This window comes from Neobacillus rhizosphaerae, from assembly GCF_937468385.1.
GTDB lineage: Bacteria > Bacillota > Bacilli > Bacillales > Cytobacillaceae > Neobacillus > Neobacillus rhizosphaerae.
The window spans coordinates 73,073-86,679 of the sequence record NZ_CALBWS010000005.1 but is presented as its reverse complement, the minus strand read 5'-3'; the positions used below and the strand labels follow the sequence as shown (position 1 = coordinate 86,679).

The window sequence follows — 13,607 nt, the reverse complement described above, 5'->3', positions numbered from 1 at the left end:
CCACAAACAGAGGATGTATCAGTAATAACTTGAATCCATTGAATAGACGATGTGTTTAGGCATCAGGGTCCATAACGACGGCTAGTTTAATAGAATCCACTTCAATCATGAGGAGGCCCTCTGCTGAAAATTACAAGCTTTATTTACCGTTTCGACAAAAACTGCAATGATTTTGGGCGTGACTTCCACAAGGTTATGATAAACTTTGACCAAATTCCCTTTTAATAGGGGAATGAATGTCACTAGGAATCTTTAGGAAAGACTGACCATTTGTTTCCATCTTGAATGATCCTGCATCCCGGATACTGTTTCTGTAATCTTCTAAGTATCGTATTGTCTATCATTTCACTTTCAGGCAGTGCTTCCTCTTTTCTTTTCACTCGTTCCTCCCCAACCACTTCCAAAAAACCCATGGAGGGAATATAAACAAGGCTTTTCTTTGCTCCGACCTGCATCATTACCAACTCCTCTGTACCCATACTAGTTAGCCAAAAAAATGAAATATCCTTGTGACAAATTTAGGAATAATATAGATAGTGAACATGCGCTATCCCTCATCGAGGCTAGGCACGAGATAAAGGTTCAAATTTTTTTCCCTTGTCTGTTAAAAATACCTGAGTCGTCGTCTCGCTTATACACTATATCACTTAAAATTTAGCTGGACCCCCTGCTAAAAATAGAAGGAAAAAATGTTAAAAAATAGAATATAATTATAGTAAGCATAAACTTATCCAATTGGTGTGCGCTTCCTAATAAATTTTTTAGAAAGAGGAGCAATCTTAATGAAAATTCCTTGGCTTCCCGCGCTTATTTTGTTGATGGGCTTAATCTACATTTTCATGATTCCTGATAGCCCACACTCTGTTAAGATTCTCTTCAAACTTATCCCTATGTTGTTGATTATTAGTTACGCTTACTTACAATTTCCCGCAAAAAAGTCAATTCCCCCATGGATTATCTTACTCGGATTGTTTTTCTGTATGCTGGGTGATGGCCTGCTCCGTTGGTTTGTAGTTGGTCTAAGTGCCTTTCTCATCGGCCATCTCTTTTATATGACAGCTTTTCTGTGTAAATGGAAATTTTCCAAGTCTCGCTTGGCCATGATTTTACCACTTGGTTTATACGCCTTTCTGATCGGAAGAGAGATTATTGCTGCATTGCAACAAGAAGGAAACAATGCCCTCATTCTTCCTGTTCTCATTTACGTCATCGTGATTTCTTTAATGGCTTGGGCCGCTATCATGACGGGTAACAAGTGGGCAATAATTGGAAGCATTTTGTTTGTTGTGTCCGACTCGATTTTATCCTGGAATATGTTTGTTTCCAATATAGCCTTTGCAGGTCCGCTCATTATGATAACCTATTACAGCGCACAATTTCTTATTGCCCGCAGCCTTCGAGCGTTCGCGCCGGATACCAGTAAGACAATCATAAGAACAAATGTCCATTTGTAAAAAGAAAGTCAGCAAGTGGGAAAGCAACGATGTTTTACCGAATGGAATCAATTATTTCAATAGCTAGGTAGGAGGTAAAATGATGAAAACTGTTTATGATTTTCATGTAAAGATGACCAATGACGAGGAGAAATCATTACAAGACTACGAGGGTAAGCCCTTAATAATTGTCAATACAGCCAGCAAATGTGGTTTTACTCCTCAATTTAAAGGGCTTCAGAAATTATATGATAAATACAAGGATCGTGGATTGATGGTATTAGGGTTCCCATGTGCCCAATTCAACAATCAAGAATTTAATCAAATAGAAAAAACGACTCAGTTTTGCCAGGTTAATTACGGTGTAACCTTCCCCATCTTTGCTAAAGTTGAGGTAAATGGCCACAATGCAGAGCCCTTATTTACATTTTTAAAAGAAAAGAAAGGTGGTCTCCTATCCAATAATATCAAATGGAATTTCACAAAATTTCTTATCGACCGTAATGGTCAAGTTGTTGAACGTTATGCACCAACAACAGATCCACGCAATATTGAGTATGATTTAGTAAAATTATTGTAATTACTAAGGTGATGCTTTATTTTAAAAAATTCTCAACGATCTTGAACATAAAAAGGGGTATCCAAAAGCCGAAAAATCGACTTTCTGGACAGCCCCATTTTTAATGTCGTACCACTGAAAAATATAAAGAACACTATCTTCTATTGTTTCAATGCAATCCAAACACTCTTTACTTCTGTGTAATTGTTCAATGCATAGGATCCCATTTCTCGTCCGATTCCAGATTGTTTATAGCCTCCAAATGGAGATGCTGCATCAAAGGCATTGTAGCAGTTTACCCAAACCGTACCGGCACGAAGACGATTCGCAATATAATGGGCTTTTGACACATCTTGTGTCCATACACCAGCAGCCAGTCCATAATTCGTCTGATTAGCACGATCAATCAATTCATCCAAATCCTCATATGGCAGTGCTGAAATAACAGGGCCAAAAATTTCTTCTTTGGCAATGGTCATTTCGTCACGAACATCGGCAAAAATGGTTGGAGACACGTAATAGCCTTGCTCAAACGGATTCTCACCGCCAACTAACAATTCGGCTCCTTCATTTACCCCTTTTTCAATATAGCTAAGAACGCGGTTTTGCTGCTCAATCGAAACTAGTGGGCCAATTTCCGTGTCCGTATGCAAACCGGCACCTTGCTTAATTTTTTGCGCATGGCTTACCATATCGGCAACGACATTGTCGAATTGCTTCTTCTGGATAAAGACCCTTGAACCAGCACAGCAAACCTGCCCTTGATTAAACATGACTCCGTTTAATGCGCCTGGAATGGCTTGGGTGAGGTCGGCATCTGGGAGAATGATATTCGGCGACTTGCCGCCAAGCTCCAGTGTAACTCGTTTCAGGGTTTTAGCTGCCTTTTCCATAATTAGCTTCCCGACTTCTGTGGAGCCAGTGAAAGCAATTTTATCAACAAGTGGATGATCGACCAGCGGCTGACCAGCTGTTTCACCATAGCCAGGGACAATATTAATGACCCCAGGCGGGAATCCTGCTTCATCTATTAATTCTGCTAGGAACAATGCGGATAGAGGCGTTTGTTCCGCGGGCTTCAATACAACCGTACAACCAGTTGCTAGCGCTGCACCTAGTTTCCACATCGCCATTAACAACGGGAAGTTCCAAGGAATAATTTGTCCGACAACCCCAACAGCTTCATGGCGAGTGTAATTGAAGAATGGTCCATTTACAGGTATCGTCTGACCAACAATTTTGGTCGCCCACCCCGCATAGTAGCGCATATGCTCGATTGCAAGTGGAACATCTGCTGCCGTTGTTTCCCGAATCGGCTTTCCGTTATCTAACGTTTCTAATTGGGCAAGCTCCTCTTTATGCTGTTCCATTAAATCTGCTAATTTGTACATAAGGCGGCTGCGCTCAGCTGTGCCCATTTTCGACCACGGCCCCTCATCAAAGGCTTTTCTTGCAGCTTTTACAGCACGATCAATATCCTCTGTTTCAGCTTCATAGACAGCGGCAAGCACTTCACCAGTTGCTGGGTTATACGTATCAAAAGTTTTTTGAGAGAGACTTTCAACAAATTGACCATCAATGTACAGCTTCTTTTTCCCCAGTAAAAACTTTTCTACCTTTTCTTTTAGACTGACTGTTACTTGACTCAAATGTTATTCCTCCCTTTGTTTTATGTACTTCCTAGACCGAAATTGACAGCGCTTCCAATACTACTTTTTATCTTATCATTTCCAAAAACTAGTATTCAACTAAAAGATATCCAAATATTCAAATAATTAACGACACCATTTTTAGACATTTCTCTACTAGCTCGAATCTCTCTGCTTAAAGTAATAATTCGGCAATATTAAACCTGGTTGAGTGAGACGAAGAAGATGAATAAATTTTTCGCCAAACATAAGTTCGTTTGTCATATTTTAACTCTTTAAAAAAACAAAAAAATACGCCCGCACACTCACGACTAAAGTCACTAGTGTGCGGGCGCCAATCATCAAAGACATATGCCCCCGAAATGGGCTTACTTGATTTTGTCAATTTGTGTATTTACTCCGGTAATCGCCTGGACGACCTCGACCACCTCTCGGCTTTGTGTCTCCATGCTGACATTCAACTCTTTCGTTTGTTGAAGAACATTCTCTACTTCTAGTTTTATTTCCTGACCATATTCGGCTTGTTTATTGGTCGCTATCGTCATTTGTTGAACCATTTCCTTAATACTGTTGATATTTCTGACAATTTCTTCTGAAGTAAGTACCTGTTCTTTAGTTGCGATTGTAACAGAGTTGGACTGGTTTGTAACATTTTCAACGGCCACTACGATTGCATTCCCCTCCTTTGCTTGTTCAGTAGTAGCAATAGAAATTTGTTGGACCTGCTCTTTTATATTCATAATCCCTTTTACGATTTCCCCTGCAGTGACGGATTGCTCTTTAGTGGAATAAGTCATTTCGGATGCTCGTTTTGCAACATTCTCCACCGCTAGTGTAATAGATTTGCTATTCTTTGTTTGATTTTCTGTCGCCCTGGCAACTTGGTTCATTTCCTCTGTTACTCGTGCAATACCATCAGTAATTTTCGTGATGGCTTGTTTCGTTTTATTCGCCAATTGATTCCCAATTTCTACTTTGTTAGCCTCTTCTTGAATGGAGGTAACAGCCACCGCTGTTTCTGCTTGAATTCCGTTAATGAGGACAGCAATTTCCTTTGTGGCTTGCGCAGAACGTTCTGCAAGTTTTCGAACTTCATCTGCCACTACGGCAAATCCCTTTCCATGATCACCTGCACGTGCTGCTTCAATCGCGGCATTAAGTGCTAACAAATTGGTTTGATCTGCAATCTCATCAATGACCTCGATAATGCTGCCGATTTCTTCCGAACGCTTCCCAAGTCTTACCATTACGTCGCTTGTTTGGATAATCACCTGAGAAATCTCTTTCATTCCATTCAATGTTTCATTGAGAGAATTCGTTCCTTCAAGGGCATCATGTTTCACAGAGTTGCTAAGTTGGTTGACTGTTTGCGCGCTGTCCGCCACTTGCTTAATGGAAACTATCATTTCATCAACCGTATGAGAAGCTTGTTTGGCCTGCACCGTCAAGTCATCTGAATGTTCACTAACGCCCTTTATCGATTTGCTCATTTCTTCAATTGCGGCAGAGATTTGTTCCACACCAGCACCGGCATAATTTACGTTTGCAGCAACTTGTTCGATAGAGGCCATCATCTCTTGAATCGCGGAAGAGGTTTCCTCTGTGGAAGCAGATAAATGATTGGCACTTCCTGCAACCTGATTAACAGAAGCGCTCATTTGTTCCACGGCAGCAGAGATTTCATCAACACTAAAAGCTGTTACCTTGGTATTCCCTGCCACTTGCTGAATGGAAGTAACCAACTCGCTTACCGAATGGTTTGCTTTGTTCATAGAAATATCTAATTCTCCTGAACTGAATACCGTTTGATCAATTGACTTTTTAATCTCAGCAATAGAATGTGTGGTGGTATCAACATTTTGTACTACCCCAGAAACAGACCTTCTAATGAGTCTCGTAATTAGAAATGCTACTAATATACTGAAAAAGGATACAATAACAGATACAATCATCATTTGTTTGATAGCATTAGAAGAATTCTTCTCTGCATCCACGATGATCGATTCCGTGTCCTTTTGGATCCCCTTTTGAAGTTGATCGAGAGATAGGTTGGTTTTTTCTCCAAGAGGTGTTAATACTTCCATCTGTTTATGAAGCGCACCGTAATTCCCGGTTAACGAATTGGAAATGAATGCAGGAATAGCAGCTGTGTATTCCTTAAAGTTAGTATTGAAGTTTGCTAATAATTTTTTATCTTCAGGTTGATTTACGTACTTTTCCAGTTCTGCTATATGTATTCTGATCTTTTTGATATCATTATGTACATTTTTTGCCATTTTTGTTTTATCTTCAACATTATGTTCAAAGGCATGCTTGGTAGTAAAAAGACTTATTCTGGTAACTTCTTCTTTTAAGTTTCCGATTAATTCACCCGCAGGCACTTTGGACGTTCCTAAAATGTGCAATTGAGCATTTAGTTGGTTTATGTTTTGATAGGAAACAAACGTGATAGATGCGAAGAATAAAATGATAATGAGATAACTTCCCCACAGTTTCATCCCGATAGATACTTTCATATAACCAGCGCTAAGTGCTTTTCGCCACTTTCCTGATGCTTTCTTCTTAGACCACATGTTTCTCCTTCTCTCTTTTATAATATATAATAAAAATATACACCTTTTGACCTAGTGGATTTCTTTATTTTAATAAAATTTACAAGAGTTTAACATTGAGGAAATATTATAATTGTTGTTAAAGCAGTAAAGTCTCTTATTGCTATCCTTTTCTTTTAAACATCACTATTTTGTAGGGGAGGTAAAATTTCATAGAGGATGGCTAAATTCGAATTAAATCTGATAGAATAATTATTTAATACTAATTTGGATGGGTTCACTTAACACCAGAACAAATTGTTAGAACCTAGGACATTGTATTATAGGAGGATTCTTTTGAATAACGAAATACTGAAAGATGCAGAAGAGTTTATTCGCACTTGTTATAGCGAATTAAATAAAACGGATCAAGAACTAGAATGCAGGCTCAATCAGATAAACAAGGAGTTCCAAAACCAAGGCTATTATGAACATACAGGCGAGGAACTAGAATATGGAGCAAAATTGGCCTGGCGCAATAGTAATCGTTGTATCGGAAGATTATTTTGGGAACAATTACATGTCATCGATAAGAGACAGATAACGACAGAGGATGAGATGATTGAGGCTTTATTTGAGCACATAAAGAATGCAACGAATAAAGGTCGTATCCGTCCTACAATCACTATTTTCCCACCAAAAATAGCTAATAAAAAGGTCCGGATATGGAATCATCAATTAATTCGCTACGCAGGTTACCAGACTGAACAAGGTGTTTTAGGGGATCCCCAATCCATAGCTTTTACAGAAACTTGTATTCAACTAGGTTGGGAACCGAAGTTCGGTAAATTTGATGTTTTACCCTTAGTTATCCAAATGAATGACAATCGTCCACGATTAGTTGAAATTCCAGATAACCTTCTTCTTGAAGTTTCCATTCGCCATCCTCATTACGAGTGGTTCGAAGACTTACAACTTAAATGGTATGCCGTACCCTTTATCTCGGAGATGATGCTTGAAATTGGTGGCATTCATTATACGGCAGCTCCCTTTAATGGTTGGTACATGGGCACTGAGATCGGTGCACGAAATTTGGCTGATGAAACGCGTTACAATATGCTTCCTCAGATCGCCACTTTAATGGGCTTGGATGTAAGAAGTAATCTTTCGTTATGGAAGGACAGGGCCTTGCTAGAATTAAATACAGCTGTCTTGCATTCTTATAAAGAAGACGGGGTTAGTATTGTTGACCATCATACAGCGGCACAACAGTTTAAAAAATTTGAAGAAATAGAGATGGATTTGGGACGATCAGTTACTGGTAATTGGGCTTGGCTCATCCCGCCATTAGCTCCTGCTACCACACATATTTATCATAAACCATATAAAAATGAGATTAAAAAGCCTAATTATTTTTACCAACCTGCACCCTATTAAAGTTTAGCGGTAGTTTTCATGTAAGAATAATGTAACTTTCTATGCCTGATAAACTGGAGGGTGCTTTCTGGCTTTATGATGAAGGTTATTCTACCAAAACAGGCTTTGAGCTTCCTGTCTTATTGGATTGCCCGTTCATAGAGTTCAAAATTGGTGCAAAATGTATGGATGGAGGAACTGAATAAATAAATTCAAACAAGATTAAGAAAAAGAGGATGTCCAAAAGCCGATTTGGACATCCTCTTTTTCTTAACTGTAGTTATTTCATTTTTGGATGTGATCGCACCTTATGTTAAGATCAGTTAGGATTGTTGCTGTGGAATGCTTTGCGGGCTCTATAATAAAATTTCAGGAGGAATACACATGAAATATACTGTTATCACTGGAGCAAGCTCAGGTATAGGTTATGAAGCTGCACTAGCTTTTGCGTCTCGTGGAAAAAACTTAATCGTTGTAGCTCGCAGGAAAGATCATCTGGAAAAACTCAAGTCAGAGATCGCACATATTAATCCAAACTTAGATGTTGTTATTCGAACAACTGATTTATCAGTCTCTGAGAATGCTTATAAACTTTACGAAAGTCTTGGTGATTTCCAAATTGAAACATGGATTAACAATGCTGGATTTGGCAACTTTGCTTCCGTTGGGGAACAAAATTTAAACAAGATTGAGGCCATGTTACACTTGAATATCGAGTCCTTAACCATCCTTACTTCTCTTTATGTTCGCGATTATTCAGATGTCGAAGGGACTCAGCTTATTAATGTATCATCAGGCGGCGGCTATAAAATTGTTGCAGATGCTATTACCTACTGTGCTACTAAATTTTACGTAAGTGCATTTACAGAAGGACTCGCTCATGAACTTAAGTCAAAAGGGGCGAACATGCAAGTGAAGGTTTTGGCTCCTGCAGCAACTGAAACAGAGTTCGCAAAACGATCTCTTGACCTAGACGAATTTCAATATGAAGGTGCTGTACCAAAATTTCACACCTCAAAACAAATGGCAGGATTTATGCTAGATCTTTATGATAATAATAAAGTAGTTGGAATTGTAGATGGGTATACCTATGAATATGAACTTAGAGATCCTATATTTAACTATGCGGTAAGAAATACGAAATGAAAAAATAGACTAATTCAATTTAGCTAGGCGATTTTGACTGAAGATAGCGTAATTTCAACAAAGTTAATGAGAGATTCGATACGAGGTGTAATCATGAAACAAGAAATTGCATTTATTCAAAGAGCAGATTTAAAGGTAAAGCCTGATACTGCATCACTTGGTTTCGGGAAGTATTTCAGCGATTATATGTTTGTAATGGACTATCATACGGACATCGGCTGGAATGATCCGCGAATCATTCCTTACGCACCATTAACACTCGATCCAGCTTCGATGGTTTTTCACTATGGACAAGCCATCTTTGAAGGATTAAAAGCCTATAAGACAGCAGATGGCACCATCCAGCTCTTCCGTCCAGAAAAGAACATGAAGAGATTGAATGAATCATGCGACAGACTGTGCATCCCCCTAATTGATGAGGATTTTTTATTACATGCCATAAAACAATTAATTGTAACGGAAAAAGATTGGATTCCTGATGGTGAAGGAACCTCTCTTTACATTCGCCCGTTTATCTTCTCGACGGAACCCTATCTTGGTGTACGGGCTTCTAAACAATATCAATTGCTTGTAATCCTTTCCCCGGTAGGAGCTTATTATGGGAACCAATTAAGCCCTGTAAGAATCAATGTGGAAGAGCACTACGTCCGGGCTGTAATTGGGGGCGTTGGCCATGTAAAGACCGCTGGCAATTATGCCGCCAGCCTAAAGGCACAAGAAAAGGCTGAGGCAAATGGTTTTGCCCAAATCCTTTGGTTAGATGCAAAAGAGAATAAGTATGTTGAAGAAGTTGGTAGTATGAATATTTTCTTCAAGATCAATGGTGAAGTGATAACACCAAGATTAAATGGCAGCATTTTACCCGGTGTGACACGTGATTCTGTCATTGAATTATTAAAATATTGGAATATTCCTGTACGCGAAGTGAAAATTTCAATTGAAGAGGTTTTTGCAGCATATGAGCGAGGAGAACTGGAAGAAGCCTTCGGATCAGGAACAGCTGCCGTTATTTCACCCGTGGGTGAATTAAATTGGAACGATCAAACAATAACAATAAATGATCAAAACATCGGCCAACTCTCACAGCGTCTCTATAATGAAATGACCGGAATACAACTCGGAAAAAAAGAAGACCCCTTTAACTGGACAGTGAAAGTGGCTCAGGTTTAAGTGATAGGATGTTCTATACGAGAATCCTTTTGAATAAATTGGTGGAATTAGCTCTTCAAATCACAGAATGAGTAAAAATTTTTATCCTATATAGAAGAAAATAGATAAGTTAACGCTACTCCGCCTCTTTTCTTCAGAAAAAACGAGAACAGGAAAGCCTCCCGTTCTCGTTTTTCAGCTCTATTATGTCATTGCGGTTAGACTCTTCTTGCTTATAGCAATGATCCGAAAAAAATTACCTATATTCACTTTTCTTCATTTTTTTGGATTGAATGAGAAAGAAGATCAGAAATCCAACAAGCATAAGCATTGACGATAAAATAATTTCCGTTTCTCCCTTAATTGTTAAAAAGGATGTAATCACTTCAGGTAAAAATAATATCGCTGGGATAATGACGGAGATCCAGTTTCTGCTCCAAATCGCTAACCCGATAAAAATGATGACCGCAATCGCACCTACAATCATTCTGCCAATTATCGTTTCCAGTCGAAACAACGGTGCATCAAAAGGTGTATCAAGCAAAAGCAAACTAATAAATAACGAAATGGATAACAAGCTGATTCCCGCATACACGCTATATTCCTGTAGCTTCGCAAGTTTGGACGTTGCCATGAATTTGAAGGTAATCGAGTAGACTCCCAACATAACCAAGCAGATGATAGGAAAACCAAGTAATTCCTGTAACGAGTACTGGATTTTCCCGTTGATTGCATCACCTAAGAGAATATACGCAAAAACCCCCATGATGAATATCGGAACTAATTTTGTCCAACCTTTGTAATCTGTCCTCATCTCCTCTGATAAATGTTTCATATAGTGCTTCGGAGATTGACCGATGATATGGTCGACACTCTTTCCAGCCAACTCTGCTTCATGGAGATGGTCTCGTAACTCTTCCATTACTTCCTCAATTTCATCTGTTTGTTTGCCACTTGAAAATAAATACAGTCGTAAATTCTCCAAAAAATCTTGGCTTTTTACTGATAGCTTCATTTCCTTCTCCTCCATTTCTACTTCAAAAGTTTTGAAACACTGGCTGACATCTCGCTCCAACGCTCGGTAAACTCTTTAAACTCTTGATACCCTTTAGCTGTTAAGCTGTAATATTTCCGTTTCGGGCCAGCAGGAGAGGTGATGACTCTTGCCGTAACAAGAGCTTCCTTTTTCATTCGTAGTAGCAAGGGATATATGCTACCTTCACTCACCATCGTGAACCCATAAGATTCCAGCTTTTCAATCATTTCGTATCCGTATGTTTCTCCCTTAGCAATAACAGCCAATAAACAGCCTTCTAAAATTCCTTTTAACATCTGACTTGATGACAATGGTTACCCTCCTTTTAAGAGCCTTCTCTATATTGCATTACAATATAGCTGATAAAATAAATTGCATTGCTTGTCATTACCTTGCAATGCAATATAGCATCAGTTTAACATTTGGAAAAGGAATCCACAAGAGGGAAAATTAAGATTTTTTTCTCAGTTCAACCTACCCTTCTAATGGTAAAATAAAATAAAAATAAAGAGGTGAGATCCTTGAAGTTTCAGCAATTGGTTCCAAAGATAGGTTTTTTACTTTTTCTTAGCGGGATTTGGCTGGGCAGCATGGTCCATCCTGGGCTCGGAATTTTATCCATTTTCGGTGGTTTATTGATAGGATTTGGATATAGTAATGAACCCCCGAAATCAAGGGCCCTTTACTATGGATCATTCTTTTTTCTATTTGTCTTATTTACAGGTACTTATCTCTTCATGATAACAATCATCCTCGATTGAAGACTTTATTGTGCTAAGGGCATTTAGGCTGAGTGGAGGTCTGGCACCAAAATTTTGTGGTGACTGGCCCCATCATAAAGTAAAATGGAAGATATACTGTAAATTTGGAAAAGGATTGGTTACATGATTGCCGCCATGCAAGATCTGATTAACCTGTTAAAAAGCAATAATCTCAAAGATCGAAAAAAAGCCATCGATGGATTACAAAATTGGAATTACCAGTTGGAAATGGATGATGTTATCCATTTGCTGGAGGAAGCAGGGAAAATATGGCCGATAAGTGATGAAGATTGGGACGATCCATCCCTTGCCTTAGTTCAAGCTGCATGCGTTTTTATCCATGAGGACATGCTTCCCGTCTTCGAAAGGAACATCTTCAAGTATTCCTATCAGGCTATCAACCTAGTCTTAAGCGGACTTATAATCCTAAACTCGGAGTCGGCTACATTATTATATAAAAAAACCTTTAGTAAACTGTATTTCCAAGCATCCTTCATTCCCGCCTATGAAGAAAGAAACCTTATTTTTGAACAAAAGGACCGGACAATGACCGCGATTGAAGCATTGGTGGAAAACAATATTTACCTTCATCCATGGTATGAATGGTATTATCATTTTCTTGTCACAATGGGCTTGCAACATCAATACATCACCAGCGAGGATGTACCGTTAGACAAGGACTTTATCATTGAAAAGCTGCAATCACTTTTCGACCAATACCTGGAATACGACAAAGAATACACCTAGAGAATACGTTTACGAAGCGTGGAAGGTCCCTTATTTCCAACTGCGCTTTTATATAAAAAATTATCTCACGATCTATAGCGCCCTTTGCTCAGATCAGGAACTCCTCAAGCTTCAATTCATCCTAAACTGGAAGGACGACCGCTTGAAACTATATTACATTGAGATCTTGTGGAAACGAAATCTAGATGCCGATTCTGTCACCCCAACGATCAAAGAAATCCTCGTTGGGAATGATGGTTCACAAGAGGCATTTGGGATTATTCAAAAAAACAAACCGGAGTTATTGCCGACCGACCCATCCTATCAAAAATATTTTGTCAAAGAAAGTGCTGAATTCATTTTTTACAATAGCCCTAACGGTGTGGAAAGGTTTCCCGATGAAGTGGAAATTATGGGGACGTTTGACGAAAAGGATGTTCTTTACGGTGACAATCTCACGTATTATGTGGTTCGCTTCAAATCAACGGACCCTACCTTTGCCCATAAAGACTGGATGCGGATGCTTTTGGGAGCTTATTATCCGGACAAAATCCCAACCCCATGGCAGCCGACGAGCCTTGATGATGAATACACAGATTTCATGCCCTGGAGAGAGAAATCATTCAAGGAGCACGTAGAGGATTTTCGCTCACACCTTGCCGAAAAGCATGGGACAAACGAAAAAGATGAGGTTTTCTATCAATCTACACCAAAATTTAACCGCCGCAACAATACAATCGCCATCCTGTTCTTTGTACTATTTTTACCATTAATATGGGTGAAGGATTGGTTTACTTTCGGCTTACTTTTGCCACCTGTATCGCTGTTACTAAACTATCTTCATGCGAAAAAAATAGAAAAAAATATCATGGTTCAAATACGTGGCTACTATTTAGATTACTACTGTTTCGATGACGGCACCTATGTCAATCTGAACGATATCGCCAACGTCAAACTGGAGAAAAATACCCTTTCTAAACCAGAAAGATTTTTAAAACTTCCATTAAAAAAGTGGCAGTATATCTTTTATGACCATGGTGGTAATGCAATCTACAGCATCCCAAGCCATTATCTTATAGAGGAATATTTTATCCCTATCTTTAAAAAACAGACCGCCCATCTCTCCCAACCGCCAGTACTCGAATGGGAAAATGAGTGAAAAAATGGAAAAAAAGAGCATTTTTCAAAAAGGAACCTATCA

Annotated in this window: 14 protein-coding genes; 9 read left to right on the top strand and 5 right to left on the bottom strand. The window is 39.0% G+C overall.

Annotated elements, in window-relative coordinates:
* Positions 1-242 precede the first annotated feature (242 nt).
* Complete coding sequence (locus tag M5A78_RS06340; RefSeq protein WP_248734444.1) at positions 243-458, bottom strand: hypothetical protein; 216 nt, start codon at positions 456-458, stop codon at positions 243-245.
* Positions 459-782: 324 nt separating this feature from the next.
* Here M5A78_RS06340 and M5A78_RS06335 point away from each other — a divergent pair, with 324 nt between their 5' ends.
* Both M5A78_RS06335 and M5A78_RS06330 read left to right on the top strand, forming a co-directional pair.
* Positions 783-1,454 carry a lysoplasmalogenase gene (locus M5A78_RS06335; protein ID WP_248734443.1) on the top strand — a complete coding sequence of 224 codons (672 nt, stop codon included), beginning with the start codon at positions 783-785 and terminating at the stop codon, positions 1,452-1,454.
* A gap of 82 nt (positions 1,455-1,536) precedes the next feature.
* On the top strand, positions 1,537-2,013 hold the full coding sequence (locus tag M5A78_RS06330; RefSeq protein ID WP_248734508.1) for a glutathione peroxidase: 477 nt from the start codon (positions 1,537-1,539) through the stop codon (positions 2,011-2,013).
* A 140-nt stretch (positions 2,014-2,153) separates the two neighbouring features.
* Here the strand turns inward: M5A78_RS06330 and M5A78_RS06325 are convergent, their stop codons facing one another.
* Both M5A78_RS06325 and M5A78_RS06320 read right to left on the bottom strand, forming a co-directional pair.
* On the bottom strand, positions 2,154-3,641 hold the full coding sequence (locus tag M5A78_RS06325; RefSeq protein WP_248734442.1) for an aldehyde dehydrogenase family protein: 1,488 nt from the start codon (positions 3,639-3,641) through the stop codon (positions 2,154-2,156).
* Between the two features lie 368 nt (positions 3,642-4,009).
* On the bottom strand, positions 4,010-6,214 hold the full coding sequence (locus M5A78_RS06320; protein WP_248734441.1) for a methyl-accepting chemotaxis protein: 2,205 nt from the start codon (positions 6,212-6,214) through the stop codon (positions 4,010-4,012).
* Positions 6,215-6,529: 315 nt separating this feature from the next.
* On the opposite strand from M5A78_RS06320, the gene M5A78_RS06315 reads away from it, so the two are divergent.
* The 4 genes from M5A78_RS06315 to M5A78_RS06300 all read left to right on the top strand — a co-directional run bounded on the left by M5A78_RS06315 (position 6,530) and on the right by M5A78_RS06300 (position 9,904).
* Positions 6,530-7,609: a nitric oxide synthase oxygenase gene (locus tag M5A78_RS06315; protein WP_319942258.1), complete on the top strand. Its 1,080-nt coding sequence runs from the start codon at positions 6,530-6,532 to the stop codon at positions 7,607-7,609.
* Positions 7,610-7,650: 41 nt separating this feature from the next.
* Positions 7,651-7,794 carry a DUF4085 family protein gene (locus tag M5A78_RS06310; RefSeq protein WP_248734440.1) on the top strand — a complete coding sequence of 48 codons (144 nt, stop codon included), beginning with the start codon at positions 7,651-7,653 and terminating at the stop codon, positions 7,792-7,794.
* Between the two features lie 178 nt (positions 7,795-7,972).
* Positions 7,973-8,734, top strand: coding sequence for an SDR family NAD(P)-dependent oxidoreductase (locus M5A78_RS06305; protein WP_248734439.1), 762 nt, complete (start codon positions 7,973-7,975; stop codon positions 8,732-8,734).
* Between the two features lie 93 nt (positions 8,735-8,827).
* Positions 8,828-9,904, top strand: coding sequence for a branched-chain amino acid aminotransferase (locus tag M5A78_RS06300; protein WP_248734438.1), 1,077 nt, complete (start codon positions 8,828-8,830; stop codon positions 9,902-9,904).
* Positions 9,905-10,139: 235 nt separating this feature from the next.
* Here the strand turns inward: M5A78_RS06300 and M5A78_RS06295 are convergent, their stop codons facing one another.
* The gene (locus M5A78_RS06295; RefSeq protein ID WP_248734437.1) at positions 10,140-10,898 is read right to left on the bottom strand and encodes an HAAS domain-containing protein; all 759 of its coding nucleotides are present in this window, start codon (positions 10,896-10,898) and stop codon (positions 10,140-10,142) included.
* 17 nt (positions 10,899-10,915) lie between these two features.
* Positions 10,916-11,230 carry a PadR family transcriptional regulator gene (locus M5A78_RS06290; protein WP_248734436.1) on the bottom strand — a complete coding sequence of 105 codons (315 nt, stop codon included), beginning with the start codon at positions 11,228-11,230 and terminating at the stop codon, positions 10,916-10,918.
* 210 nt (positions 11,231-11,440) lie between these two features.
* Here M5A78_RS06290 and M5A78_RS06285 point away from each other — a divergent pair, with 210 nt between their 5' ends.
* The 3 genes from M5A78_RS06285 to M5A78_RS06275 all read left to right on the top strand — a co-directional run bounded on the left by M5A78_RS06285 (position 11,441) and on the right by M5A78_RS06275 (position 13,565).
* Positions 11,441-11,680, top strand: a complete 240-nt coding sequence (locus M5A78_RS06285) for a hypothetical protein (protein WP_248734435.1) — start codon at positions 11,441-11,443, stop codon at positions 11,678-11,680.
* A gap of 123 nt (positions 11,681-11,803) precedes the next feature.
* Entirely contained in the window at positions 11,804-12,427 is a 624-nt protein-coding gene (locus M5A78_RS06280; protein ID WP_248734434.1) for a hypothetical protein, read from the top strand.
* Between the two features lie 142 nt (positions 12,428-12,569).
* A complete protein-coding gene (locus M5A78_RS06275) occupies positions 12,570-13,565 on the top strand; it encodes a hypothetical protein (protein WP_248734433.1) in 996 nt (331 codons plus the stop codon).
* Positions 13,566-13,607: the final 42 nt, after the last annotated feature.